This is a genomic window from Treponema sp. B152 (assembly GCF_024181665.1).
In the GTDB taxonomy this organism is placed as follows: Bacteria; Spirochaetota; Spirochaetia; order Treponematales; family Treponemataceae; genus Treponema_B; species Treponema_B denticola.
The window spans coordinates 49,974-73,239 of sequence record NZ_CP058668.1 but is presented as its reverse complement, the minus strand read 5'-3'; the positions used below and the strand labels follow the sequence as shown (position 1 = coordinate 73,239).

General features: G+C 40.5%; 23 protein-coding genes. 10 read left to right on the top strand and 13 right to left on the bottom strand.

Going from position 1 to position 23,266, the window contains the following annotated elements; translation table 11 throughout:
• Positions 1 to 218 precede the first annotated feature (218 nt).
• From HYB91_RS00355 to HYB91_RS00345, 3 genes are all read left to right on the top strand, one after another.
• Positions 219 to 1,583, top strand: a complete 1,365-nt coding sequence (locus HYB91_RS00355; protein ID WP_002673471.1) for an MATE family efflux transporter — start codon at positions 219 to 221, stop codon at positions 1,581 to 1,583.
• Positions 1,584 to 1,699: 116 nt separating this feature from the next.
• A complete protein-coding gene (locus HYB91_RS00350) occupies positions 1,700 to 2,527 on the top strand; it encodes a PD-(D/E)XK nuclease family transposase (protein WP_002694650.1) in 828 nt (275 codons plus the stop codon).
• 96 nt (positions 2,528 to 2,623) lie between these two features.
• The gene (locus HYB91_RS00345; RefSeq protein ID WP_002676187.1) at positions 2,624 to 3,151 is read left to right on the top strand and encodes a TDE2712 family protein; all 528 of its coding nucleotides are present in this window, start codon (positions 2,624 to 2,626) and stop codon (positions 3,149 to 3,151) included.
• Here HYB91_RS00345 and HYB91_RS00340 read toward each other — a convergent pair.
• A complete protein-coding gene (locus HYB91_RS00340; protein WP_002676188.1) occupies positions 3,123 to 3,890 on the bottom strand; it encodes a TrmH family RNA methyltransferase in 768 nt (255 codons plus the stop codon). The genes HYB91_RS00345 and HYB91_RS00340 overlap by 29 nt on opposite strands.
• A 55-nt stretch (positions 3,891 to 3,945) precedes the next feature.
• Between HYB91_RS00340 and HYB91_RS00335 the strand changes: the two genes are divergently transcribed.
• Positions 3,946 to 4,230 carry a hypothetical protein gene (locus HYB91_RS00335; RefSeq protein WP_155116601.1) on the top strand — a complete coding sequence of 95 codons (285 nt, stop codon included), beginning with the start codon at positions 3,946 to 3,948 and terminating at the stop codon, positions 4,228 to 4,230.
• Here the strand turns inward: HYB91_RS00335 and HYB91_RS00330 are convergent.
• Both HYB91_RS00330 and HYB91_RS00325 read right to left on the bottom strand, forming a co-directional pair.
• Positions 4,193 to 6,445 (bottom strand): formylglycine-generating enzyme family protein, encoded by a 2,253-nt coding sequence (locus HYB91_RS00330; RefSeq protein WP_002676189.1) that lies wholly within the window; start codon positions 6,443 to 6,445, stop codon positions 4,193 to 4,195. The genes HYB91_RS00335 and HYB91_RS00330 overlap by 38 nt on opposite strands.
• Positions 6,446 to 6,469: 24 nt before the next feature.
• Positions 6,470 to 6,982 (bottom strand): hypothetical protein, encoded by a 513-nt coding sequence (locus HYB91_RS00325; RefSeq protein WP_002676191.1) that lies wholly within the window; start codon positions 6,980 to 6,982, stop codon positions 6,470 to 6,472.
• Positions 6,983 to 7,312: 330 nt separating this feature from the next.
• On the opposite strand from HYB91_RS00325, the gene HYB91_RS00320 reads away from it, so the two are divergent.
• Positions 7,313 to 7,969 carry an HAD family hydrolase gene (locus tag HYB91_RS00320; RefSeq protein WP_002676193.1) on the top strand — a complete coding sequence of 219 codons (657 nt, stop codon included), beginning with the start codon at positions 7,313 to 7,315 and terminating at the stop codon, positions 7,967 to 7,969.
• Between the two features lie 19 nt (positions 7,970 to 7,988).
• Here HYB91_RS00320 and HYB91_RS00315 read toward each other — a convergent pair whose 3' ends face one another.
• Together HYB91_RS00315 and mgtE are read right to left on the bottom strand one after the other, a co-directional pair.
• Complete coding sequence (locus HYB91_RS00315; RefSeq protein ID WP_002676194.1) at positions 7,989 to 8,615, bottom strand: diacylglycerol/polyprenol kinase family protein; 627 nt, start codon at positions 8,613 to 8,615, stop codon at positions 7,989 to 7,991.
• A gap of 4 nt (positions 8,616 to 8,619) precedes the next feature.
• Positions 8,620 to 9,978, bottom strand: coding sequence for a magnesium transporter (gene mgtE, locus HYB91_RS00310; protein ID WP_002676195.1), 1,359 nt, complete (start codon positions 9,976 to 9,978; stop codon positions 8,620 to 8,622).
• Positions 9,979 to 10,159: 181 nt separating this feature from the next.
• Between mgtE and HYB91_RS00305 the strand changes: the two genes are divergently transcribed.
• Positions 10,160 to 11,050, top strand: a complete 891-nt coding sequence (locus HYB91_RS00305; protein WP_002694651.1) for an Rpn family recombination-promoting nuclease/putative transposase — start codon at positions 10,160 to 10,162, stop codon at positions 11,048 to 11,050.
• 48 nt (positions 11,051 to 11,098) lie between these two features.
• Here HYB91_RS00305 and HYB91_RS00300 read toward each other — a convergent pair whose 3' ends face one another.
• Together HYB91_RS00300 and HYB91_RS00295 are read right to left on the bottom strand one after the other, a co-directional pair.
• Positions 11,099 to 11,908: a 16S rRNA (uracil(1498)-N(3))-methyltransferase gene (locus HYB91_RS00300; RefSeq protein WP_002676201.1), complete on the bottom strand. Its 810-nt coding sequence runs from the start codon at positions 11,906 to 11,908 to the stop codon at positions 11,099 to 11,101.
• Complete coding sequence (locus HYB91_RS00295) at positions 11,909 to 13,681, bottom strand: DNA repair helicase XPB (RefSeq protein ID WP_002676204.1); 1,773 nt, start codon at positions 13,679 to 13,681, stop codon at positions 11,909 to 11,911. It lies immediately after the preceding gene.
• Between the two features lie 170 nt (positions 13,682 to 13,851).
• Between HYB91_RS00295 and HYB91_RS00290 the strand changes: the two genes are divergently transcribed.
• Entirely contained in the window at positions 13,852 to 14,172 is a 321-nt protein-coding gene (locus tag HYB91_RS00290; protein WP_002676214.1) for a type II toxin-antitoxin system Phd/YefM family antitoxin, read from the top strand.
• Between the two features lie 3 nt (positions 14,173 to 14,175).
• A complete protein-coding gene (locus tag HYB91_RS00285; RefSeq protein WP_002676215.1) occupies positions 14,176 to 14,490 on the top strand; it encodes a type II toxin-antitoxin system RelE family toxin in 315 nt (104 codons plus the stop codon).
• A 5-nt stretch (positions 14,491 to 14,495) separates the two neighbouring features.
• Here the strand turns inward: HYB91_RS00285 and HYB91_RS00280 are convergent, their stop codons facing one another.
• The 6 genes from HYB91_RS00280 to HYB91_RS00255 all read right to left on the bottom strand — a co-directional run bounded on the left by HYB91_RS00280 (position 14,496) and on the right by HYB91_RS00255 (position 21,285).
• Positions 14,496 to 15,704 (bottom strand): FGGY-family carbohydrate kinase, encoded by a 1,209-nt coding sequence (locus HYB91_RS00280; RefSeq protein WP_002676219.1) that lies wholly within the window; start codon positions 15,702 to 15,704, stop codon positions 14,496 to 14,498.
• Complete coding sequence (locus tag HYB91_RS00275; RefSeq protein ID WP_002676220.1) at positions 15,701 to 16,957, bottom strand: ribose-phosphate pyrophosphokinase; 1,257 nt, start codon at positions 16,955 to 16,957, stop codon at positions 15,701 to 15,703. The genes HYB91_RS00280 and HYB91_RS00275 overlap by 4 nt, the downstream gene beginning before the upstream one ends.
• 112 nt (positions 16,958 to 17,069) lie before the next feature.
• Complete coding sequence (locus HYB91_RS00270; protein ID WP_002676221.1) at positions 17,070 to 18,038, bottom strand: GGDEF domain-containing protein; 969 nt, start codon at positions 18,036 to 18,038, stop codon at positions 17,070 to 17,072.
• Positions 18,031 to 18,999, bottom strand: a complete 969-nt coding sequence (locus tag HYB91_RS00265) for a GGDEF domain-containing protein (RefSeq protein WP_002676223.1) — start codon at positions 18,997 to 18,999, stop codon at positions 18,031 to 18,033. Before HYB91_RS00265 ends, HYB91_RS00270 begins: the two co-directional genes overlap by 8 nt.
• Positions 19,000 to 19,100: 101 nt before the next feature.
• On the bottom strand, positions 19,101 to 20,393 hold the full coding sequence (locus HYB91_RS00260) for an ATP-binding protein (protein WP_002676224.1): 1,293 nt from the start codon (positions 20,391 to 20,393) through the stop codon (positions 19,101 to 19,103).
• 190 nt (positions 20,394 to 20,583) lie between these two features.
• Complete coding sequence (locus HYB91_RS00255; protein WP_002667037.1) at positions 20,584 to 21,285, bottom strand: lysoplasmalogenase; 702 nt, start codon at positions 21,283 to 21,285, stop codon at positions 20,584 to 20,586.
• A gap of 178 nt (positions 21,286 to 21,463) precedes the next feature.
• On the opposite strand from HYB91_RS00255, the gene HYB91_RS00250 reads away from it, so the two are divergent.
• The gene (locus tag HYB91_RS00250) at positions 21,464 to 22,237 is read left to right on the top strand and encodes a TatD family hydrolase (protein WP_002676225.1); all 774 of its coding nucleotides are present in this window, start codon (positions 21,464 to 21,466) and stop codon (positions 22,235 to 22,237) included.
• A gap of 3 nt (positions 22,238 to 22,240) precedes the next feature.
• A complete protein-coding gene (gene dusB / locus HYB91_RS00245; protein WP_002676226.1) occupies positions 22,241 to 23,245 on the top strand; it encodes a tRNA dihydrouridine synthase DusB in 1,005 nt (334 codons plus the stop codon).
• Positions 23,246 to 23,266 lie beyond the last annotated feature (21 nt).

The window sequence follows — 23,266 nt, the reverse complement described above, 5'->3', positions numbered from 1 at the left end:
ATACTCCTAAACCGATTCGGTAATTTAACCGATAGATTATCGGCTAAAACAGCTTAAATCTTTAATATATCTAAATTAAACTAAAAAAAATGATAAAAATGGATATATCTACAATACAATATACACACAAAATGTCAATAATATCAAGTAATTTTTAATATTTTTTTATAATTATACATCTTCCCTATTTTTAAATAATAGGGTAGAATATAAAGAATATGAAGCTTAAATTTTTAGGACAAACCACAGCACAAAGGCGCGAGCTTATTTTAACCGCTTCACCTCTCAAAACCCTAATCATTCTTTCTTTACCGGCTCTAATGATGGCTATGCTGCAAGCTATGATGCCTTTTACGGACGGCCTTTTTATAAACAGGCTTACTGACCATGTAACAGCCAGTGCAGTCAGCTTTTCTCAACCTATTATATCCATTGTCTTAGCCCTTGGACAGGGCTTGAGTGTCGGAGCTACGGCAATTATCGGACAGCTTAACGGACGAGGTGATATTGATGAGAGTAGAAAAACGGCAACACAGATTTTCGTATTTGCTTTTTTGTTGGGATTGGTTTCAATTCCTCTCCTATTTATAATAGGAACAATAATAAGCTATACACTCAAAAGCGAAATAGCCCCCTTGGTTTTTAGGTATATTTCTCTTTATTGCTTGGTAATGCCTCTCAGCTTCATGGAATCCATATACAACGGTATAAAAAATGCAAACGGCAAACCTGAGGCACCTTTTTTTAGGATGATTATAATGCTTATAATCAAAATAATCGGAAACTTTATATTTTTATATCTTTTGAGAATGAAAATAGACGGTTGCGTACTAGCTTCGCTTTTAGCCAACCTCGTAGTAGCAGCGTGGATGTTCTATGATCTCTTTTTAAAAAAGAGCCCCGATAAACTTAGTTTAAAAAAATTTAAGTTTTCTTATCCGACTCTCAAAGAGCTATTACACGTAGGTTTCCCCGCAATGCTTAATTATGCCTTTGTTTTTCTCGGCTTTTTTCTTATAAATAACGAAATGGAGCCATACGGAGCTGTTATTTTAAACGGACAAAGTATCGCAAGCAATATTTCGACAATTTGTTTTAATATCCCCGGCTGTTTTAGTGCTGCCGTTACAACTATGGTCAGCATGAACATAGGTTCCGGAAATCCTAAAAAAGCAAAAAGAGCCTGTCTTTTAGGCTGTATTACAAGTGCTATAAGCGGAGCGGTGCTGATTGCCATTATCGTGCCTTCTTCCGCCTATCTCGTATCGATGTTTAAGCCGGAAATACCCGAAATCGGCGACATTGCCGTTGCAGCCCTGCATATTTATACCTACTCGGTCATAGGTTTCGGCGTCTGTATGACAGTTCAAGGAGCCTTTATAGGTCTCGGCAAAACGAAAATTCCGTTAATGCTGGGTGTTTTGCGTATCTGGCTTTTACGCTATATTTTCATTCTTGCAACCGAAAGATATCTCTCCTACTATTCGATATATTGGGGAAACCTTTTTTCAAACATCACTGCCGGCCTTGTTGCAGTTATCTTGATATTGAACACCAAGTGGGTTTCAGGAATTAAAAAATAATTTTTTTTAAATTTTACTCTTAAATGAAATAAAATCCTACAATAATAATGATAAGGCATAAAAGAATTTTTTGCTTTATCCTAACCATTGATTAATTATTATTAAGGAGAAAAGTTATGTCAAAGGAACAAACTATTTTAAACCCCAAAACCGATTGGGTTTTTAAGTTGATGTTTTCCAAAGGCGAAGAAGGCAACAAGGCTCTTATAAGTTTCCTAAACGCTTTTTTGGAAGATTCTTACGGTAAAATCAAAAAGGCAGAAATCATAAACACCGAGCTTATTCGGGACAGGCCTTCGGGAGAAACTTACCGCCTCGATTTTTTGATTAAAACCGACAACGGCCTTATTATAGACCTTGAGATGCAGCAGTTTTGGAAAACAAATTATCATCGCAGAAGTCAAATGTACCTCATGCGCCTCGCTTCCCGCTTTTTAAAGACGGAGCCCAAAGAGGACGATTTTTTGTACGCCATAAGTCTTTCCGTTTTCGGCTGCGATGTTCCTAAAAATGCAGAGCTTGTAAGAATGTCTGAGAGCTCAATAATTCAATATCTTTATGTTGAATTAAACGAGCTAATAGTTTATACTATGAAAAAGAGATTGGAAGAATATAGCTTAAAAGATTTTTGGATAAGATTTTTGACCAACTATGAAGAAGACAAAAAAAGCGGAATGTTGGAAGAATTGTGTAAATTAGAGGAGGGTATAAAAATGGCAGAAGCAACACTCTTTAGGGTAACTGATGAAGAGAGGCGAATGGCAATAGAACTCTCTGATGAAAAATACCGGATGTATGTGGAAGATGAACGCAGTGCAGCCAGGAGAGAGGGCTCGCGTCAAAAAGCCATTGAAACAGCAAAAATCATGAAAAACATGAATTATCCGCTTGAAGATATTTATAAAATAACAGGGCTTTCTAAAGAAGAAGTCGGAAAATTATAGGTCATAACTTTTGTACCAGCTTTTAACTGTTACTCATTGAAAAAAAACGGTAATAGGTGTAAACTCTAAGCGGTTAAAAAATATGGAGGTTTCTTTATGAAAAATATAAAGATTGATTTTGACGTTTTGGAAATGATGATTTTCTTTTGGGAAAGCGTAGCCTCAAAGGATAAGATGGGAGACGATTACTTTATGAGTATAGCAGAAAAGCCTCAGATGGAAGTCGTTTACAATGACGACTTTTCGAAAGATTCTGTCCGCAGGGTTATGTCTGCAATTTCCAATAGGGAAAAACTGAACAACCGCACCTTGAGCGAAAGCCGCTTTTGGAATAACAATATGTGGATTTTGGAAGACTTACAGACCATGCATAATATGATGGCTCCGATTAAAACCTTAAACCTTGCAGAGCTTACGGAAAAGTACAAGGCTTCAACAAAATTCGATGAAATTGAGCTCATCTTCATTCCTGCCCATGCAGAAGAATTTTATATTAAAGGAAATAAAATTTATATTAACTTTTTTAAGCTTATTCCGAATTATGAAGACCCGAAAGACATTAAGATTGCGGGTCTCCCCTTAAAAGAATACGTAATTAAAAAGATCGAGGGTTTGTTGCACTAAGACTATGACAAAAAAGGGTTGCGGCTTGGGCGACATTTAAGCTTTCCACATTGCCGCTTCCCTTTATTTTTACAAGGTGGGCACAAAGCTTTTTAGCTTCTTCGCTGATTCCCCTCTCTTCATTTCCTAAGACAATCACACAAGCCTCATCTTTTTCAATCAATCTTCCAAGGTCGGCTATTTCGTGGTGAGCTCTTAAGTCCGTGCCTATACAGGTAAGCCGTCCTCGGCACTGGCGCAAAAACCAAGCCGTCGATGAAACCTTAAAGATTTTTACAAATTCCATTCCGCCCTGCGCTACCCTATAAGCCGAGGTGGTAATCGAGGCCTGTTTATCTTCCTTTGTTAAAACTATATTTTCTATACCGAAAAAAGCGGCACTTCTTATTATTGCTCCCAAGTTGTTTGCATTTCCTATTTCATCGAGCATTAAAACGTGTTCCTTATTTTGAGCCCAAAGGTTTATTTCTTCATGCTCTAAAACAGGAATTTCAGGCTCAAAGATCATCGCCGTTACACCCTGATGATGCACCGATTCCGAGAGCTTTTCCAATTCATCATCGGAAACTATTCTATATAATCTTTTATTGGAAGCCAAATACTTACAAACCTCGCCGAACTGCTTTGCTCTTTTTTCCGAAAAAAACAGACGGGAGATTTTTTCGGGATGATGTTTTGCCAAAGCAAGACAGCTTTCAAAGCCGCAAACCGGCAATTCTTTTTCAAATTTTTTACCCATGGGCTTATCATACACAAAAAGCAGGGTCTATGGAAGTAGCGGTTATTAATTAGTAATGAATCCAATAATCCATTACTCCACGGTAAACCTATCCTTAGCGGAGTCCTGTCACGGACAGCAAAAAAAACGTCATAGGTCTTGCGAGTTTGGCGAAGACAAACTCGGTATGAAAATTGCACACGGAGGTGCAATTCCCATACCGACACGCGATGTTTGCCGTAAGGCAGACATCCTGCCCGCTTTTGGCTTAACCGCACAGGATGTGCGGTGGTTCCACGCGTGCGATGTTTTAGGCGGAAAGCTTAAAACTCATACCTGCACACTATGCGAAAGCCGGTAGTATCCTTGTTCTTGTCGGGCTCTTCAAGGCCGCGAGACGCACAACAACACGCAGAGGCGAAGAAAGAATAACCGCCGCCGCAGGTGGTGCGATTAGTGCCCGAAGGCGGCCCGACAGGATCGGTACCGCCCTCAGGCGTAGTCTGGATCCACCAATCCCAGCACCATTCGCTTACGTTGCCCGACATGTCAAAAAGACCGAACGGGTTTGCCTTTTTACGTCCCGCTTGGTGCGTTCTGCCGTATTCGTTCGCATCGTACCACGCGTAGTATGAAAGTTTGTCGCGGTTGCCAGTGCCCGCCCATTTCTGCCATGCAGTGCCGCTTTGGGCAGCCCACTCCCATTCGGCTTGGGTCGGCAAGCGGAAGCCTTTTTTGCTCATATCCATGACGGGCACATTGTGTGCCTGTGCATCTTCTACCGTGTAGGTATGCCCGTTATAGGTATACACGCATTGCGCTTCTCCCAAAGAGTAACAACAGCGCGTAAGCTCGTTGCAAAAAGCTATCGCATCAAACCAGCTTACCTGTTCTACCGGGCGCTTTTCTTGGCTCTCGCCTGATGCAGTCGGATGTGAGCTGCCCTGAAAGTAACTCGGATTGTGTGCCATTACCAGCTCATACAACTCTTGCGTAACTTCCGTTGTGCCTATCCGATAGGCGGTTAAACTGACCTTATGCGGATCGTTGTAGACGTAGTGGTAGGCATCGCCTCCGACATAGCCGTCCGTTACCGCTTCTATCTTTTTCATATTGTAATCTTCATACGAACCGCCAGAGCCTATCGGTGCAAGATACCTCAGTCCGCCGTAATACGTAATTATTCGAGGTCTGACAAACGCATACACCGTGTCCGACGGCACGTTGCCGGCGTCGAACATATAGTAATCGCTTATAAGCTCTCCGTTTTTATCATTCCAATGCCATTCCACCTCCGTATTTTTGAGAAGAGGATACTTATACTTAAGCCGGTCTTGTACGCCGTACCACAACCCGCGGTGCTTTGCGGTTACGGTGCCGAGCGTTACCGTTGCCCCCGTAACCCTGCCGTATGTAACGGTAAGCTCTATGGGCGGCGATATTCTGGCATACACCGTGCGCGCATTCCCGTCGCTCGCTTTAAACGTATAGAAAAAGTCTATAAACACCCCGCCTGCATTATCCCAATACCAGTGTATGGAATGGTCTTCGGGAACGGTTACCAGTTTTTCAACCTGCTTTTGTACGTTGTGCCACTCATCGCCGTCGTATATGGTGATAATGCCGGCGGTCTCCGGTGTACCCGAGCCTGAACCGTACGTAACGGTAAGCGTGATGCGCCGGTCGCCCGTTTTGGCAAAGACAGTGCGGTTTTGCCCGTCGGCTTTTTTAAACTCGTATTCGTCGGTCAACACGGGAGCGCTTTCGCTTTCTCCCCGATGCCATGCGGTTACGGCAATGTTACTAGGATCGCTGACCTGTACCCTGTTTGCGGCCTGCTCTTTTATGTCCTGCCACTTTCTCCCGCTCAGAACGACAAGCGGCGTACTGACCGGCACGCTCACGTTGCCGTCGCCCTTTACGGTGATGTTAATGCGCATGTCTTCCATATCGGCAAAGATGGTTGTGTCGTCGTCGAAGGTAAAGGTATCGTTCACCGTATTGCCGTTCTTTTTCCACCCGTTACACTGAAAGCCGTATTTCACTTTGAGCGCAGCTTTGGCATAGGCTTTAAGAACCGAATTCCAACGGGTTCCCTTGTTCACTCTGATCGGGTTCGGCCCCAGTATGGAACCTCCTTCTTCAAGCGTTACGGCAAAGGTGATTTTTACCTGAGGGCCCGAGCCCTGTATACTTGAAAGATCGGGTAAGTCCGGCCGCGATTTGACGAACACGGTTGCGTTCGTGTAAAAAGTATCCGTGTCTTTCAGTTCCGGTGCGCTTTCGTCGGCACCCAAGTGCCACGAGTCGATCAAAAAGTTCGGCTTGGCGCTGACCTTGCTTTTAACCGTTGACTGAACTTCCGACCACTTGGCACCTGCCCGTACCGCAACCGGCTCCGCCGGCAGGTTTATGTGCCCATCGCCTGTTACGGTGATGTTGACGGTAGAGCCGCCCCCGCCTCCGCCTGCACTGTTCGGACAGCCGGTAAACATAAGTGCTGCGCCGAGCGTCAGTGCGATAAGTGCGGCTGTTGCGAGCGCAGATGCCTTTGTCTTTGAATTACATGTTTTCATAAATAACTCCTGTTTTCCAACCTATTACGGTTTCTTTGCCGCTTTAATTTCGGCTACGGTGGGCAAGCTTACCCGCTCAAGCATTGTTACAATGGTATTACTGCCTTCGATTATGGTTATTGTTGCCGTGTTTCCGGTTAGGATAAACGGCAGAGATTCTCCGACTAACTTAAGCGTATTGTTTTCAAAGGTATATTCTTCTTCCCACGGATCGCCTTTAAAAAGACCGTTTCCTCCGGGATTTGAATTTCCCTCTATTTTGAATGCGAGATATGCTTTACCTTCCGAAAAACAGTAATACAGCTGTCCAGTACCGCCGCCCGGATTAGGATTGGATATCGGATACGGTACCGGTGTTCCGCCGTTTACTGTTGAGGAAAGAGCTTTCCATACGCCGTCGATAGGTGAACTGCCGCCTCCTCCCGAACCGCTTCCGCCCGCCGCATTCGGGCAGCCGGTAAATATAAGTGCGATGAGCAGCACAAAAGCAGCCCCCAAAAAGGCAAATGCCTTAGCCTTTGAATTACGTGTTTTCATAGTAATCCTCCTATCAAAGTTTTAATGTTTTTTTCATTTTAAAGGGAATGCGCCCTTTAAATCATTATTTTAGGGTCTGCACTATTATTGACTTTTTCAGAACTTCTCTATCATTACTTACAGTATAGCCCGGTTTTCCAAAAATTTCCAGCTTTTAGGGAAAATTTTATTTTTATTTAGCTGAAACGATTTAGTTATGACTTCCATATTAGAGTAATTAACTATTATTCAGTAGAAATTTGTCAATTCCTTTTTATCATAAAATTAATTTTTATGCATAACATCTTTTAGCTTGAATAGATTTTTGATTTTTGTTAGAATAGAGGCCTTATGAAAAAAGCATGTATTTTTGATTTGGACGGGACCTTAACCAACTCCCTTTATTCGATAGCTCATTTTTTAAATGCTGAAACGGCAAAATACGGTATACCGCCTGTAGATGCGGAAGAATTTAAAATCTTAACAGGCAACGGCGCAAGAAAACTTGTGCAAAGAGTTCTTGAACGTGCAGGAAAAAACGATAAAGATTTGGAAGAAAAAATTCTTACAGAATATAATGCCGCCTATGATGCCGATCCCGTTTATCTATGCGAGGCCTATCCGGGAATTAAAAAGCTTTTAGCGGATTTAATAAAAAACGGGATTTCGGTCAATGTGCTTTCAAACAAACCTCATTCCACAACAGAAAAAGTTGTTAAAACAATCTTCGGCGAAAACACTTTTTCGTGTATCCTAGGTGCCCGGGATTCTGTCGCTCTAAAACCTGACCCTGCAGGTGTCTATGAGATTTTAAAAATGCTCAAGCTCGAAAAAAAAGATTGCCTTTATATAGGAGACACGGCAACGGATGTTCAAACCGGAAAAAATGCAGGGCTTTTTACAATCGGCGTTTTATGGGGTTTTAGAAAACGCCCCGAATTGGAACAAGCCGGAGCCGACGCAATAATTTCAAGCCCTGAAGAAATCCTAAAAATAGCCTTAGGCTAACATTTATATAGCCTCTACCTTAAACAGCCAATATTAAGGCAGCCCCTGCACAGACAAGCGGTATCAGTATATTGTCAAAGTCTTTTAAGGGAAGAGCTTCCGTTCCCGTGGCAATGGCTGCTATAAAAAAACTTTTTATAAAACTCCTGCTTATTGCAATGGTAGAAATAAAAACCGCCGTAAAACAGGCTATACTTCCCGCTATGGTTTTATCCTTGGAAATATTCAGATGCTGTCTTCCCCAAAATTTTCCGACAAGGCTTGCAAGCCCGTCTCCGAGGGCCAAAGCCATAATCCCTATACTTGCTTCCTTAAACGGAAAGATAAGGAGGGTGCTTATAACGCCTATCGAAAGAGTTACAGGCCCCAGCACAAATTTCCCCTTATCCCTCTCTCGTGCAGCAAAGCCGGTGATATTTGAAATCATAAAAATTCGGTAGCCCTTTAATCTTAAAATTTCAAAGATAACATAAAAAAAGGTTATGGCGGACAGGGCTATAACTGTGGGATAGAAAAAGTATCTTGCAAAGAGAGGAACAAGGGCTGCACAAAGATGAATAGTTTTGCGGAAGGTTTCTTTTATCAAATCTTCGACCCTTGCATTTTGAGAAAGTTTTTTATACCGCAGATTTCTTAAAAAACTCATAGGCTTAAAACATTCCTGCACACAAAACTGAAGCTATCTTAAAATAGATAATCAAACTTACGGTATCTACAATAGTTGTAATCAGGGGGCCAGCCATAATCGCAGGGTCGAGTTTTAATTTTTTTGCCATAATGGGGAGAAGCCCGCCGGTAATCTTTGCTACAGTTACGGTTGCAACGAGGGTTGCACCCACAGTAAGGGCTATCATAGGATTTCTCCCCCCAAGGAAGACCGATTTTAAAAAACTGAAAAGGCCTAAGGTAAAGCCCACCAACACGGCAATGCCCAGTTCCTTAAAAAAAACCTTTTTCCAATCCTTTAAGTCGATTTCTCCCGTAGCCAAGCCTCGGATAATCAAGGTTGAAGATTGACTGCCGGAATTACCGCCTGTGTCCATCAACATAGGAATAAAGGCGGTCAAAATAGTCATTGAGGCAAGCAAATGGGTGTAGCGTTCGATTATAGTTCCGGTAAATGTTTCGGATACCATTAGTAAAAGAAGCCAGCCTATTCGGTGTTTTGCAAGTTTAAAGATTCCCGTTTCAAGGTAGGTTTCTTCGTTAGGCTGCATAGCGGCCATCCTCTGAAAGTCTTCGGTAGCCTCCTGCTCCATAACATCCATTATGTCGTCGACGGTAATAATACCGATGAGGCGGTTTTCGTTATCGACAACGGGGAGAGCCAAAAAGCCGTATTTCTTAAAAGTGAAGGCAACCTTTTCCTGATCATCATGGGTGTTTACACATATATACTCTCTATTAAAAATCTGTTCAATCTTTTTATCCTCATCAGCAAGCACCAATTCTTTAAGAGAAATAAAACCTTCAAGGACTCTATTCTTATCGGTAACATAACACGTGTAAATGGTTTCACTTTCCAAACCTATCTTGCGGATATAGTCAAGGGCCTGCTTTACGGTCATAGTTTTTTTTAAGTCTACGTACTCGATAGTCATAAGGCTTCCGGCCGAGTCTTTAGGATACTTTAGGAACTGATTGATGAGCATACGCTCTTCACTGCCGGTATTTTTTAGGATTTTTTTAACGACATTTGCAGGCATTTCTTCAACAATGTCTACCATATCGTCCAAGAAGATTTCATCCAATATTGAAACCAGCTCCTTATCGGTAGCCGCGGCTATAAAACGGCTTTGCTGTTCTGTGGGTAAAAGAGTAAAAACTTCGGCCGCCATGCTTTTAGGCAGCATTCGGAACATAAGAATGGCATTTTGTGCGGATTCGGTTTCAAGGAATTCGGCTATATCGACTTCGTTTAGCTCGGCCAATGTCCGCTGTACTTCAATATACCGTTTTTCGGATAATAAATATTTTATTTGTTCAAACTTGTTTTCTTTCAATTCCATATGATACCCTCCGAACGATATTTTAGGAGTATATCATATTTTTAGGAAAAAATATAGGGGCGGAAGATGGCCTTAAGTGAATTTGAATCTACTAAATTTTACTATCTATTGCAAACAATCTCTATAATAATTATGAAAGGAGAAAAGTTTTTCTCTTTTAAAAAATTATGGGAGTTGAAAAATGAAGCAACTATTTAAAATCACCCTCCGCAATGACTACGCTTTTAAAAGAGTATTTGGAGTTGAGGAAAACAAGGATGTACTACAGGATTTATTGGAATGTATCTTAGACATTCCGCCTGAAACCATCGCAGGTTTGGAACTTCTGGATAAGGAGTTTCATAAGGAACTTTTAAGTGAAAAGCTCGGTGTTTTGGACATCAAGTTAAGGCTAAAAGATGGAACTTTTATAGATATAGAAATTCAAAACAACTGGCATTTTGATTTTCCTGAAAGAACCCTATATTATTGGTCTAAGATGTACAACGAAAACATAAAACAAGGTCAAGACTATACAAAACTGCCAAAGTGTATTACAATAAATTTGATAGGAAAAGGCTTTAATAAAAATAAGCGTTTGCACAATAAGTACCTTGTTCTTGAACAAGACACAAAAGAGCCTTTAGTTTCAAAACTTGAGATTCATATATTGAACCTTGAAAAGGCAAAGCTCTCAAAAGAATGTCAATTTAAAGATAATAAAGCTAAACGCTTATTAAACTGGCTGAAATTTATTGAAACTGATAATCCGGAGGTGCGGGAAATGTTAGAACAAGAATCGCCGATGATGAGAAAGGCAAATACAACGATAGAATTAATGGAAATGAGTCCTAGAGATAAATGGCTTTATGACTCCCGTATGAAATATGAACATGACAGGGCATCATGTATAAGTGAGGGATATCAACGAGGAATATTGCAAGGAGAAACAAAAGGCAGACAAGAAGGTTTTGCCGATGGTGCATACCAAACCAAACTCGAAACGGCAAAAAACCTGCTTGCAATGAATTTCCCTATAGAAAATATCGCAAAAGTCACAGGTTTAAGCATTAAAGAAGTAGAAGCTCTATAAAAACAACCCTTTTTGAAAATAGACTTACCATGGGTTATCCCAGCTTATCTATTCCCAAAAACCGTTGTTTGCAAGGAGAACGGACAGGGCAGAAGTAAGGGCGGTTTCGGTTCGTAAAATGCGTTTACCCATAGAATAAGAAATAAAGCCTTCGGAAAAAAAAGCTTCCCTTTCATTTTGAGTCCAACCCCTTTCGCTTCCTATTGCTATAGTCAGTTCTTCTCCTTTTTTCATCTTAAATGTTGAAAGGGAGGGAAAATGTCCTATGTCGAGGAGCACCTTGCTGCCCTTGAACGAGGCGGTCTTTAAATTTTTTAAGGCTTCTTTTACCGAATTGCAAAAAGAAAAGGCTGGCAGCAGGGTCTGGCCGGCTTGCGAGATACCGTCTAAAAGATATTTTTTTATTTCTTCGGGGCTTGAAAGGTTCGATTTTAAATAGGAACGCTCTCCCAAGTCGGTACCGCATAGTACGATTTCGGCAAAGCCCAAACTCGCAGCGTCCCGCAGGATACGCCTCAGCTGAATGGGGCGGGGAAAGCCCAGAATTATTTTTATGGGCGGAAGGGGCAGAGGCCTCGTCTCAGCTTTATCCGGTGTATTCGGGCAAAAAGAAAAAACTATTTTTTCTTCTGAAAGGTGAGAGATAAGAGCTTCGCCTATTTTTCCGTTTATGATTCCGGCCTTAAAAACATCGCCTTCTTTTAAGTTCAGAATCTTTTTTATGTGAAGATAGCGTTCATCGTTTTTGTAAAAGACAAAGCCGCCGTTTATGCGTTCATCATTTTTGTAAAAAACACAGCCATCGTTTATACAATCGGGAGCTGCACAATCATCATCTGAAAACAAAACAATATTCATTTATTTATCCAATTCGGCTTCGGTAAGAATCGAGTAGTCATAGCCCTGCTCGGCTAAAAACTTTTGACGCTTTTCGGCGAAGCCTTCTTCTATAGTTTGGCGGGTTACAATGCTGTAAAAATGGGAATCACATTCTTTAGGCCTCAAGATTCGGCCCAAACGCTGAGCCTCTTCTTGCCGGCTTCCGAAAACGCCCGAAACCTGAATAGCCACGGAAGCATCAGGCAGATCAATCGCAAAATTCGCAACCTTAGAAACCACCAAAACATTTATCTCTCCCTTTCTAAATGAATCATACAAAAGCTCCCGCTCGGCATTTGTATTTTTTCCCGTGATCAGAGGAGCATTTATTTCTTTTGCAATCGTTTCGAGCTGGGACAAGTATTGCCCGATTATAAGAATTTGATTTTCCTTGTGCTTGGTCAAAAGTTTTTTTACTATTTCGAGCTTTGCAGGGTTTTCGCTTGCAATGCGGTGCTTTTCGCGAGTGGTACCTACTGCGTACTCTATCTCTTTTGAAGGAGCAATGTTTACCCTGATTTCGGTACAATAAGCTTTTGCTATCCAGCCCTTTTGCTCAAGGTCCTTCCACGGCACATCAAACCGCTTAGGCCCGACAAGGCTGAACACATCACCCTCACAGCCGTCTTCTCTCACAAGGGTCGCAGTAAGTCCGAGTCTTCTTATAACTTGAAGCTCTGCCGTAATTCTAAAAACCGGAGCCGGTAATAGGTGAACCTCATCATAGATGATAAGCCCCCAAGCCCTCTCTCTAAAAATCTTAAAATGAGGGAAGGCCGCATCGGTGTTGGGCCTCCAAGTAAGCACCTGATAAGTCGCTATCGTAACAGGCCTTATTTCCTTTACCTCGCCCGTATATAAGCCTATATCCTCATCTTTTATGTTTGTCTTATCCAAAAGCTCCCGCCGCCACTGATAAACGGCAGCTACATTGGGGGTTAGAATAAGAGTGCTTGTTTTAAGAAGACTCATCGTAAGCATTCCGACTATGGTTTTTCCCGATCCGCAGGGAAGAACAATTGTGCCGAAGCCGGTTCCTGCCGACTTATCGCCGACAAAGGAAGAGGCCGCATCCCGTTGATAATCCCTTATTTCAAATTCGGTACCGCTTAAAGTTTTTTCTTTTAAGGAAATATCCAAGGGCTCTCCGTCGCGGAGAGGAACCTCATCCTGCACGGGCCAGCCCTGTTTTAAAAGAGCCTGCTTTACAGTTCCCCTATTTAAAAGGGAAATCAAAAAAGAGTTTTCCTCATCGGGGTCTTCTATTAAATATTTTAAAAGAATCTTGCTGCTTTTTAATTCCTTAAAGATAAGAGCATTTTCAGGCTTAAGGCGCAAAAATTCCGCATAGGGAGTTTCGTGCTTTATTCCGTCAGCTTGATTTTCGCCGCTTCCTTCAACATCGGTCTTCTCCTCAGCTCCATTTTTTTCTTCTTGAGGCTTTTCAAGCGGAAGAAGCTTTATTTTACCGTAGCGGCCCATCGTCTCTTTCATCCAAACCAAGATAGAGTCGGGAACCTTAAAGCGGGAAAAGCCTGTGAGAGTTTTCATAATAGAATCGGCTGAAAGCCCCACACCTGCCGCATTCCAAAGCGAGAGGGGAGTCAGCCTGTAAGTGTGAAGATGTTCAGGCGACTTTTCAAGCTCCGCAAAAGGGATGAGGGCAAAACGAGCCTCGTTAGCTTCCGGGTCGTGAATATCCAAAAGAATGGAGCGGTCTCCTTGAATTATAAGCGGTTTAGATTCTTGCATAGCCTGCCATTATACACTTTTAGAGGGGACAGTTCAAGTTAGGGGAAAGCAAAGTTCAAATGACAAGGCTATAGTGCAAAGAAAATTCATTCATATAAAACATAATAAATTTACTAATAAATTTGACAATAATTATATTTACATGTATAATAAGGTTACGGAGGTTTTATATGAATACATTAAGAACTGTTGATTTATTGGATTCAATTATTCCCATCAGTAGATTTAACAAGGGCGAAGCAAATAAGATTTTTTCTGAAGTAAAAAAAAATGGGGTTAGGATTGTCGTAAAAAACAATATTCCCGAATGTGTTTTAATAAGTCCTAAAGATTATCAGCAGATGGTTGAGGAGTATGAAGACTCCGTTCTTTTATCTGAAGCGGAAAAAAGAATTGCCAAAAAAACGAAGACTATTTCTCATCAAGAACTTATGAAAAGATTAGAATTTACAAAAGAAGATTTGGATGATATTGATGCCGAGTTGGAGTAGCCTGTGTGGAAAATAAAGTATCATCCTGATGCAGAAAAAGATTTAAAAAAATTAGATGACTCGGTAAAAAAAATTGTACTTAGAGGAATTATTAAAGTATCAGAAAATCCTCTTCCTAAAAATGAAGGCGGTTATGGGAAACCTTTAGGAAATAAGAATAAAAATAATTTGACTAATTTATTAAAAATAAAATATAAAAAAATCGGAATTAGAGTTGTTTATAAACTGTTTCGTACTAAAAATGAAATGTATATAATTGTAATTTCAGCAAGAGCAGAAAATGAAGTATACACTTTAGCAGGAAAGAGAAAATTCTAACCCAATTACCAAACAATTACAGAGGCCGCCTCGCTTATCGAGCTATAGGTTTTAAGAGAAGTAAAAGTTATCGCGGCATTGCCCAAAAGCTCGGCATCGGCTATTTGCAACACCTTGAATTCTCTGCCGGTGATTTCGGCTTTTAAGTCCCGCCAAAGTTTATTATTGGCCTGCCCTCCTGAGATTGTATATATGGGACGGAAGCCTGCGGCCTTTTCAAGTAAATCCATACCCTTTTTTACCTTAAAAGCAAGGGCTTCCATTATAGCTCTTCCTTCCGCTTCATTTTGTTTATTTGCGGTTTTAGTATTTATATTATGCACAAAAGCATCAAAGTCCATAAAATTGCCTCCATGCTTTTTTATATACTCATAAAAAACATTCCCCGAATTTTCTATTAGGTAGGATATGTTCCAAAGGTTCGGAATCGGAGACGGAAGAAGGCGTAACCCCTTCAACTTGGAGCTTTCCGGAGGAGCTTTAACACAGATATTTATTCCTTCGCTTGAGCCGGCCCTATCGCAGGCAGTTCCCGGCTTCAATGTGTTTGTTCCGATGAGGGCAGCTATAAAATCGGGAGGGCCTGCAAAAACGGGAATGTTTCGGTAAAGACCGCAATCTTCTCCCAGCGGAACAAATGGGGCAAGTTTATTTTTCGGTATGGATAAGGCTTTTAATTCTTCATCAGTCCAATAAGCGGGCTCATAGCGTTCTTCGGGCAAAACCGTTACCTTCGTTTTTGTAAGTTTATAAATTAAATACTCTGGGCCCGATAAAATATATTTTGCAGATTGAAATATTTTGGGATAAGAATTTCGGAAAAAATCCAAACGAGGTAAAAAGATAGATTTACCGTAAAGAGGACTTTTTTTCATGGAATTTTCATTCGAATTTTCGTTAGAGTTCTCATTCGAAGCTTTGGAAGAAGCCTTGTTCCACAAAAGTAAAAAATCTCTTTCTGCAGAATCTTCGGATACGGCAACCAAGCTGGGGCCGTTTCCCGAAATACAAATGCCGCAAATCTTAATGCTTTTTTGTTCTGCAAAGTCGGAAAACTGTTTAAAAAGGTTTTCAAAAGAAATAAGCCATGTTTCGGCTTCAAGGTTTTGAGGAAAAAATAAACGGCCTTGCGTATAAACCTTTCCGTCTTCGGCTATAAGAGCGCCCTTCAGGGAAGACGTACCTATGTCAAAGACGGCTGCACAAAAAATCATTTTTTAGGCATTGCAGCGTTTTTTAGCAATTTTTCGATTATATCCCTGTTGTCGAGGAGGCTCGAAAGGGAGAGGTTCTCGTGAAGGCGCGTGATAACTTGAGCAAAGAGGCCCGATACATCGGTTTCAATATACCACTCTTTTTGTTTTAGCTCGGTATGATAAACGGCATTCGTACCTATAACCCTATAAAAAAGCCCCTTGGAATAAGCCTCATCAAATTGCTGAATGGCGTCTCCGGTAAAAAAGGGAAGACTTACGGCAGCTATAACCTTTTTTGCTCCCTTGCTCTTCAAGAATTCCATAGCCTTTAAAAGAGTACCGCCCGTTCCCAACATATCGTCTGCAATAAAGGCATTCTTTCCTTCTACATCACCCAAAAGCTTAATGCTTATGATATTCGACTGCTTTGCATTTTGAGTAACAACGGAATAATCTCTTTCTTTATAAATCATGGCGAGAGGTTTTTGTAAGCCCGACGAATAGAACTTATTTCGATCTACAGCCCCGGAGTCCGGAGAAACAACTACAAATTGTTCTTCCGAATCGGCACTTAAATCGAGTATTCTTGTAAGCTCCCTAATAATCTGATAACTTGCATGAAGGTTTTGTAAGCGTGCAGAATGGAAGGAATTTTCAATTTCGCGGGAATGAATATCGAGGGTTATAATCTGCTCTACATCAAGGTCTTCGTAAATATGCCCAAGCAAACTGGCAGTCAAGCCCTCTCTTCCCTTCTTTTTATGCTGGCGGCTGTAAGGATAAACCGGAAGAACTAAGGATATTCTCCCTGCTCCTGCATGTCGGACAGCATCTATGGTTACAATGAGGGACATGAGGTGATCGTTTACTGAAAAGACCTCCTTGTTTTTTCCCTCATTGATGGTAATTTCCTGCTTGTTTTCAACATCCTGAAAAATATAGACATCTTTTCCGCGGACTGTTTCGAGGAGCTCGGTTTTAAACTCCCCATTCATAAAATATGTAAAACGGGCATCTACCTTGAATTTGGGTACGTGGATTTTATTTGTATCCTTGTTTACCGACATTCTGCCGGCAAATAAATCGCTATAAAAGTTAAACTTTTGAATCATATCCTCAGAGGAGGTGTTGTACCTCTTTGCTAACTTTTCGCTTTGCTGGTACAGCTTACGGGCATAGATATGCTTCAGATTCTTAATCGTTAAATTTGCAAACTCTTCGCCTCCCGGACAAGCAATGATTGCGAGGTTATTCGATTCAAGATAATTCATTTTGCCTCCAAAAAGAATATAAAAAAATGTTACTTGGCTTACTTTATCACTTGTTGAGGAAAATTACAATAGGGGAAGATTCGGCTATTTTAACAATAATCTTAAACCGTGCCTATTTTTTATAAACAAAGACCTTATTCCTGCCGCCCTCTTTAGCGGAATAAAGGGCTGTATCGGAAAATTTTAAGAGTTCTGGTGTAGTCATCTTTTCGTCATATACGGCAAGGCCGATTGAGCATGATACTCGTAACTCGGGATGCTCTTGAAAGGTTAAAGCATTAACTTCGGTACATACTCTTTTGCACTGATATTCGGCTCTTTCCAACATTCCTCTGATAATAAAGGAAAACTCATCCCCTCCGTACCGGATTAAAATATCGTCAGTATCAAAATTACGTTTAAAAACTTCGACAATGGCTAGCAGGACCTTGTCGCAAAAGACGGCTCCATAGTCTCTGTTAAGCTGGCCAAAGTGATCGATATCCACCATAGCAAAACTTACACCAATGTGCTGACGGACACAGCGTTTAAGAAGGCTTTCAAATGATTCATCTAAATATCTTCTATTGTAAAGTCCCGTAAACTCGTCGGTAATGGCTCTTCTTTTTGCATCATCACCCCATCGGATTATCTGCGATAAGAGGCCGTCCGTCTTACTTAAACGTCCGCCGGTGATTTTAAGCATATTGTACAAAACCGTTGAAGCGATTTTCGGTTGGTCTATAATAAGGGAAGAAAAATCTTGAGATTTTAAAACAAGGCAGGAGGTGGATTCTACAGCCTTGCAGGTTGCCGAACGGTGCTCTTGTTCGAGCATAGCCATTTCACCGAAAAAATCTCCCGCTCCAAGACGGACAAGTTCAATTTCTTTCCCTTCGGATTTTACCGAAACGGAAATAGCACCTTTTACAATGATAAAAAGCTCATTGCCGGATTCACCTTCATAAACCAAGGCTTGGCCCGCTTCAAATTCGGAATAAAACATAGCTTCAGCCAAGACTTCTATTTCTTTTATCGAAAGATGAGCAAAAAGCCGTGCTTTTTGCAAAATTTCAAGCCATCTTTGTTTTGAGCTATTCATTTATATCCTCCTCAAAGAGAATTTGGGAGCCTCCGCGGGCTCGTCCGATAAGGGGCATTTCGGAGCATTGTTTTATAAATTCCGTTTTTTCAATCTTCGTATCGGGATATAATAAAACGCCTAAACTCATACTCAACTTAAAAGGACTGTTTACTACCGGAGAAATATCTAAGTTTTCAAGCGCAGCCTTTATCTTTTCTGCTAAACTTGCAGCCCCATCCCTACCCTGATCAGGTGTTAAAACGGCAAATTCGTTTCCCTGATAACGGATTAAAACGGAATCCGTATCTAAAAAATGGCTCAGGTGATTGCCAATAAAGGTAAGACAGGCATCTCCCTTTTCGTGACCGTAGGTGTCGTTAATAGCCTTAAAATTATCGGGCTTCATCATAATAAGAGAAAAAGAGCCTTTCATAAAGTCCGCAATATTTTCTTCAAGATAGGCCTTATTTAAAAGTCCCGTAAGCTTATCTCCATAAACCTGCTTTTGCAGTTCCTGCATAATGGGAGAGTTTTCTTTTATTAAAGAGTTAGCCTTTCGAGTCCTACGAGAAACCATGACCAAAAACGATTTTAGCAGTTGAGCATAAGTTACGGGATTATCCTTAAAAACATCTTCCATGGGAATTCCGTCTTTAGGGAAAGAGAGGATGATGGAATTTTCATTGGCAGAAGCTATGGCTTTTTGTTCTTCCTGAGTAAGCATAGCTGTCTCACCGAACATTTCACCACTTACAAATTCGGCTAGAACGGAATTATCTTCAGGGGATAAAATTATAACATTTCCTTCTACAATAATGTAAAATCGGTCACCACGTGTATCCTGCTTAAAAATAATATCGCCTTTTTGATAGCTGTCTATTCCTACCATATCGGCTATGTCTCTTAAGTAAACCTCATCCCATCCTGCAAAAAGAGGAGTATTACTTAAAGCCTTTATCTTCTGTCCATCACTAATCATTTATACCACCTAAAAGCATTATAGCATATTTTCGGTAAAATAAAAGTGCATATTTAAAAAATAGGGAAAGAAGTCAAAAACTTATTCATAAAGCAGCTCTTTCAAACATCAAGGCTGTTTTCATTGAGTAAAAAGTCATAAATGCTCATAATAGTTATGCCTTGTTCATTTCTCCAAATAGGGCTTTGTATCCCGACAACTATTATTTTTTTAAAGGAATCAGGTACATGCAGCAACGAAGATTGCTCCTGCTGCATTTTTTCCAAATCGGGAATTGCAAACGCAGATTGAATGTAATATCTTCTATTTCCAAGATTTGCAACAAAATCTACTTCAAGTTGCTTGCGTACATTGCTCTTATTTTCTTTACAATTTATTTCAACAACACCGACATCTACGGAAAAACCGCGGAAAATAAGCTCATTGTATATGACATTTTCCATGAGATGTGTTTCTTCAAATTGCCGGAATCCTAAAATTGCATTGCGAAGTCCGGTATCGGCATAATAGTATTTTACCGGCGTCGTTATATATTTTCTTCCTTTGACATTATATCTTTCCGCTTTTTGGATTAAAAAAGCCTCCTGAAGATATTGAAGATAGTCTTTTATTGTGGGTGCTGAAATTCCTTTTTGTCCGCCTGTAATAAAAGTATTAGCTATTTTTTGTGGATTTATAAGCGAGCCTATTGATGAGGAAATAACTTTTTGCAACTCTTCCATACCGGAGCTATTGGAGATTGAATATCTCTCACTGATGTCCTTCAAATATATCTCACGATTTAAACGCGTAAGATAACGAACTTTTTCTTCATCATTTGAAAGGCGTAAAATATACGGCATTCCGCCATACATAAGATAATTATTCCATGCCGCATATATATCACCTTGAACAGCCGGATAATATTCTGAAAAAGAAAGCGGAGCTATATGTACCTCATCTCCTCTGCCCCTAAATTCAGTCAGCACATCACTCGAAAGCAATTTGGAGTTGCTCCCTGTTACATAAACATCAACATTGTTTTTACGCAATAAACCGTTTAATATTCCATAGAGTTTAACGAAAGAATCTTTGTTTTTTAATTCTTCACGAGTAATAAGCAATTGAACTTCATCCAGTAAAATAAAGTACGGCTCAGCTTCATCATTCGTTCTGTTTTGCAAGAAACTTGCCAGTTTTTCAGGATTCAAAAATTCTGAATTTTCAGCGTCATCCAGAGCAAGTGTTATTATGTTTTGTTTTTTAATTCCTTGTTTTAGCAAATATTTACAAAATAAATTAAAGAGTAAAAACGATTTACCTGATCGTCTCACTCCTGTAATAATTTTAATCATGCCGTTATTCATTTTTGAGATTAATCTTTGTAAATAAATTTGTCTTTCAGCTATTTTCATAAGCATCTTACCTCATTTTAGATTTTTGCGTCTTTCCGCATTTTTCTAAAATAGAATTATGCCATATATTCTTACAAATAGCAATACCGATTTGCAAAAAAATACCCTACTGTTGTAACTGCAAAAAAATAAGCGGCAGCGGATAAGAATCTTAACCGTTGCCGCTTTCCAAGCCAAAAGTTTTAAGCTCTTAGGCTCCTATAATTCCTATTGCGCCTAATACGATTAAAAGTTGGGCAAGAATATAGGTTTTCATAATAAGAAAGCGCATTCCGGCCTTGCCTCCCAAAAAGTATTTGGTTGCAACCATGGTATCCGATATGACAAAGAAAACACTTCCTATAGCAGCCAATATAAGCGCTAAAGACTGGGTTGCAAAGGCAAAAACTATAAAAAGCCAGCTCATCGATGATATTATAAGAGCGTAAACTATTACAATAGGTTTAAACCCTTTTAAATACTTTTTTGTTCTCATTACGGCATAGATAATCGAAATTAAAAAAATCACAGCTGTAACAATTCCGGGGATAAGGGGAATATTATCGACCTTAACACCGAGTATTGCAAAAACTATATAAGATATTTGCGTAATTGCAAAAAAGAATATACCAAGAGCGAAATTTTGTTTTTCCCAATCAAAAAGAAGAGCAACATCTCCCAAAAAGCTGAAAATCAAGGCAATTATTATTAAAACATTTAATACCGAAAACGTTTTAATACTTACAAAGCTGAAAGCCAAAAAGAATAAAAGAAGAGCCGGCATCAGCATAAATTTTGTCATATCCGCCCATTTTTGTCTTTGCTGAAAGCACTTGATTAAATGAATAATCGAAATAACTAAAAACAAGGCAAGAGCTGCGATACACAAAGGATCTAAACATTCATTATACATATATACCTCCAAAAATATACTTATACAATAATCATATACCGAAATCATCAAAAAAGCAAGATATTTTTAAAATTTAAGTTGACGATTAAGCTTTTCTATGCTATCCTGTACAGGACGGTAATATTACCTTAGTTAATAGGTAAAAATTTATTATATCAATTTTACATGGAAGAATAATATGCAGATTTTTGATACTCATGCTCATGTCGGGTTGATCTATTCCGATCCGATTGAGCAATTACGCGTTGTACAGGAAGCCCGACAAGGCTCTGTAACGAGAATAGTAAGTATATGTAACAGTCTCCACGACTTTTCCAAGGTGTATGAAACTCTTAGGTTTTCACCGGCGGTATACCATGCCGTAGGTGTATCTCCTTCTGAAGTTACATCTCCCGGAAAAGACTGGCAAAAAACAATAGAAGAAAGCTTAAAATTACCCAATGTAGTGGCCGTGGGAGAAATAGGCCTTGATTACTGCAAAAAATACGGGGATAAACGCTCCCAGATTGAGCTTTTTATCGCCCAGCTTGACATTGCCTCAAAGGCAGGTTTTCCGGTAATTATTCACAATAGAGAAGCCGGAAAGGATCTTCTTGATATCTTAAAGGAAAGGATTCCCAAAGAAGGAGGCGTTTTACACTGTTACTCCGAAGACGATATTTATGCAAAAGAAGCTTTAAACCTTCCTTTATACTTCTCTTTTGCGGGAAATTTGACTTACCGCAATGCAAGAAATTTGCATGATACTGTCTTGGTCCTCCCTCTTGACCGCATCGTTGTAGAATCCGAAAGCCCCTTTATGCCCCCATCGGTATACCGAGGCCAAAGGAATATGCCGGCCAACACAATCGAAACCGTAAAGTTTATGGCTGAGATGCTTTCGATGGATATTGAAGAACTTGCCGATCAACTTTGGAAAAACAGCTGTAAGCTCTTCCGGCTGCCTGAATAAGACATGGAAGAATTGCTTTACAAGCCCGTCTCAATAGGCGGGCTTCTTTTATCGGGGAACATCTTTTTAGCCCCTGTTGCAGGCTACTCCGACAAGGCATTCCGTTCCATCTGCGTAGACTGCGGAGCAGATTTTACATACACCGAAATGGTATCATCGGAAGCCCTTGTGAGGGATTCCGATAAAACCGAAAGCCTCATAGGAAGGGCACCTAACGAAAAAGCTTATGCCGTACAGATTTTCGGCTCAAACCCCGAATACATGGCAAAAACAGCCGTCATAATCGCCGAAAAATATTCTCCCGAATGTATCGACATAAATTCGGGCTGCCCCATGGCAAAGATTACCAAAAACGGGGCCGGATCAGCCCTGATGACGGACATTCCTCTTTTGTACAGGATTGTAAAGGCCGTAAACGATGCTATGGCCCCTTATAAGATACCCGTAACCCTTAAAATACGCTCAGGCTTTACCGCCGACAAACTTAACTGGAAAGAAGCAGCCTCAGCCGCCATAGATGCCGGGGTCAAAATGCTTACCCTCCATCCCCGTACCCGCTCGCAGGTGTATTCGGGCAAGGCCGATTGGAACATCCTTGCTGAGCTGGTTCAATTTGCAAAGCCTTATCAAATTCCGATTTTCGGATCGGGAGATTTGTTTTCACCTGAGGATGCAAAAAAAATGCTTGAAGAAACAGGCTGTGCCGGCATAATGTTTGCCCGCGGTGCTATGGGAAACCCCTTTATTTTTACCCAAACAAGGGAGCTCTTGACCAATGGAACATACGGCGAAATAAGCACGGAACAAAAAATCCGTACCGGCTTTAAAGAGCTCGTCTTTTTATGCGATGAAAAGGGAGAAGAAAAAGGCTGCCGCGAAATGCGTAAACGCTTTGCCGCCTACACCAAGGGCATACCCGACAGCTCTCGCCTCCGCCAAGAATTGGTACAAGCCTCAACAATAGCGGAGTATAAAGCTATAATTCAAAATTATTTTCAATTGACATAAGGCTTATTCTTCTATATACTT

Bases quoted from the DNA above. Each gene is read 5' to 3' on its own strand.
- HYB91_RS00355 (WP_002673471.1), top strand. From the start codon at position 219: ATGAAGCTTAAATTTTTAGGACAAACCACAGCACAAAGGCGCGAGCTT.
- HYB91_RS00350 (WP_002694650.1), top strand. From the start codon at position 1,700: ATGTCAAAGGAACAAACTATTTTAAACCCCAAAACCGATTGGGTTTTT.
- HYB91_RS00345 (WP_002676187.1), top strand. From the start codon at position 2,624: ATGAAAAATATAAAGATTGATTTTGACGTTTTGGAAATGATGATTTTC.
- HYB91_RS00340 (WP_002676188.1), bottom strand. From the start codon at position 3,890: ATGGGTAAAAAATTTGAAAAAGAATTGCCGGTTTGCGGCTTTGAAAGC.
- HYB91_RS00335 (WP_155116601.1), top strand. From the start codon at position 3,946: ATGAATCCAATAATCCATTACTCCACGGTAAACCTATCCTTAGCGGAG.
- HYB91_RS00330 (WP_002676189.1), bottom strand. From the start codon at position 6,445: ATGAAAACATGTAATTCAAAGACAAAGGCATCTGCGCTCGCAACAGCC.
- HYB91_RS00325 (WP_002676191.1), bottom strand. From the start codon at position 6,982: ATGAAAACACGTAATTCAAAGGCTAAGGCATTTGCCTTTTTGGGGGCT.
- HYB91_RS00320 (WP_002676193.1), top strand. From the start codon at position 7,313: ATGAAAAAAGCATGTATTTTTGATTTGGACGGGACCTTAACCAACTCC.
- HYB91_RS00315 (WP_002676194.1), bottom strand. From the start codon at position 8,615: ATGAGTTTTTTAAGAAATCTGCGGTATAAAAAACTTTCTCAAAATGCA.
- mgtE (WP_002676195.1), bottom strand. From the start codon at position 9,978: ATGGAATTGAAAGAAAACAAGTTTGAACAAATAAAATATTTATTATCC.
- HYB91_RS00305 (WP_002694651.1), top strand. From the start codon at position 10,160: ATGAAGCAACTATTTAAAATCACCCTCCGCAATGACTACGCTTTTAAA.
- HYB91_RS00300 (WP_002676201.1), bottom strand. From the start codon at position 11,908: ATGAATATTGTTTTGTTTTCAGATGATGATTGTGCAGCTCCCGATTGT.
- HYB91_RS00295 (WP_002676204.1), bottom strand. From the start codon at position 13,681: ATGCAAGAATCTAAACCGCTTATAATTCAAGGAGACCGCTCCATTCTT.
- HYB91_RS00290 (WP_002676214.1), top strand. From the start codon at position 13,852: ATGAATACATTAAGAACTGTTGATTTATTGGATTCAATTATTCCCATC.
- HYB91_RS00280 (WP_002676219.1), bottom strand. From the start codon at position 15,704: ATGATTTTTTGTGCAGCCGTCTTTGACATAGGTACGTCTTCCCTGAAG.
- HYB91_RS00275 (WP_002676220.1), bottom strand. From the start codon at position 16,957: ATGAATTATCTTGAATCGAATAACCTCGCAATCATTGCTTGTCCGGGA.
- HYB91_RS00270 (WP_002676221.1), bottom strand. From the start codon at position 18,038: ATGAATAGCTCAAAACAAAGATGGCTTGAAATTTTGCAAAAAGCACGG.
- HYB91_RS00265 (WP_002676223.1), bottom strand. From the start codon at position 18,999: ATGATTAGTGATGGACAGAAGATAAAGGCTTTAAGTAATACTCCTCTT.
- HYB91_RS00260 (WP_002676224.1), bottom strand. From the start codon at position 20,393: ATGAAAATAGCTGAAAGACAAATTTATTTACAAAGATTAATCTCAAAA.
- HYB91_RS00255 (WP_002667037.1), bottom strand. From the start codon at position 21,285: ATGTATAATGAATGTTTAGATCCTTTGTGTATCGCAGCTCTTGCCTTG.
- HYB91_RS00250 (WP_002676225.1), top strand. From the start codon at position 21,464: ATGCAGATTTTTGATACTCATGCTCATGTCGGGTTGATCTATTCCGAT.
- dusB (WP_002676226.1), top strand. From the start codon at position 22,241: ATGGAAGAATTGCTTTACAAGCCCGTCTCAATAGGCGGGCTTCTTTTA.